The sequence below is a fragment of the Acinetobacter sp. UC24323 genome, assembly GCF_024151445.1.
Lineage (GTDB): Bacteria > Pseudomonadota > Gammaproteobacteria > Pseudomonadales > Moraxellaceae > Acinetobacter > Acinetobacter baumannii.
The window spans coordinates 1-1465 of record NZ_JAHIBY010000034.1 but is presented as its reverse complement, the minus strand read 5'-3'; the positions used below and the strand labels follow the sequence as shown (position 1 = coordinate 1465).

Genomic DNA, 1465 nt, shown 5'->3' with positions numbered 1-1465 from the left:
TGATCTGCCCCCATAAAGTTGGACAGTTAGTTAAGCAGTTTTTATAAACTGGTTTCTATATTGTACAGGGGATAAACCTTGTAGCTTCACCTTGATTCTCTCATGATTATAATAATGAATGTATTCTCGTATCGTTTTCTCTAATTCATCAATTGATTGAAATTTTTCTCCATGAAAGCATTCCGATTTTAATATTCCAAAGAAGCTTTCTATTACAGCATTATCTAAGCAATTTCCTTTACGAGACATACTTTGAATTAAACCATGTTGCTTTAATTGCTGTTGGTAATGAGCCATTTGATATTGCCATCCTTGATCTGAATGGAGAATTGGTTTCTCATGTCGCTTAAGTTTAGCTAAAGCATGAATGAGCATATCTTTCACTAACTCATAATTGAGTTTACGTTGGATTCGGAAGGTAATAATTTCCCCATTAAACAAATCTATAATTGGTGATAAATAAAGTTTTTCACCGTTAACATTAAATTCCGTCACATCAGTTGCCCATTTCTGGTTGGGATGGTTCGCTTTAAATTGCCGTTGCATAATGTTATCAGCCACCGTCCCGACACAACCACTTTTATATGAGCGATATTTCAATGCTCTGATACGTGATTTAATTCCCATGGTTTTCATAAGGCGATATACACATTTATGGTTGATTATTATTCCTGTACTTTTCAGGGCAAGAGTAATTCTACGATAGCCATAGCATCCCTTATGCTTGTGATATATGGACTTAATCTGCTGTTTTAACTCAGTATATTTGTCATTAGAGCGTACAGCTTTCATGTGATAGAAATAAGTACTACGAGCAATCTTTGCAATACTGAGTAAGAGTTTTAATGGATAAATTTGCCTTAATTCTGAAATAACCTGAACAGTGTCTGCAGTACAAAGTGTATTTAAGTACGTTGCTTCAGTTTTAAGGCTTTTAGCTTTTTTAAAAAGGCAACCTCCGCTCGTAAAGCGGTCACTTCATCAATGAGTTCCTGTTGAGATTTATCTTTGTCTTCTTTTATAGGCTTAGTTATTTTGGTTTTATCTTGTTTAACCATATTGGTATAAATCCTCGTAGTATTAAACCCGGCAATCCCTTCTTTATGATACTGAGCGAGCCACCTTCTTAAAATTGACGTCCCGCTCAGATTTAACCGTCTTCTAACTTCTCTTACCGGTATCTTATCAAGAAGCATTTGTACAGCCTTGATTTTAAATTCGGAAGAGTAGTAGGTTTTTTTAGTTTTAACATTCAGGCCATCTTCACCTTGTGCCTTATAGTTTTCAATCCATAAGCGGATGGTTTGGAGATCAACATTAAATTCTTGTGAAAGGATTTTATATCCTTTACTTCCATCTAAATAAGCTTGAATGACTTTTAATTTTAACTCTTTTGAATGCTTCGGAATTGGCATAGGGCACACCTCATAAGTTTAAAAAGTCTAACTTATGGGGTGCAGTTCAG

At 34.9% G+C, this 1465-nt stretch carries 2 protein-coding genes; both read right to left on the bottom strand.

Going from position 1 to position 1465, the window contains the following annotated elements; translation table 11 throughout:
* Positions 1–30 precede the first annotated feature (30 nt).
* On the bottom strand, positions 31–873 hold the full coding sequence (locus KNQ97_RS19150; protein WP_223673390.1) for an IS3 family transposase: 843 nt from the start codon (positions 871–873) through the stop codon (positions 31–33).
* Positions 874–905: 32 nt separating this feature from the next.
* Positions 906–1415 (bottom strand): helix-turn-helix domain-containing protein, encoded by a 510-nt coding sequence (locus KNQ97_RS19145; protein WP_001122273.1) that lies wholly within the window; start codon positions 1413–1415, stop codon positions 906–908.
* Positions 1416–1465 lie beyond the last annotated feature (50 nt).

Excerpts from the sequence above, each read along its gene's own strand:
- KNQ97_RS19145 (WP_001122273.1), bottom strand. The coding sequence starts at position 1,415 with ATGCCAATTCCGAAGCATTCAAAAGAGTTAAAATTAAAAGTCATTCAA.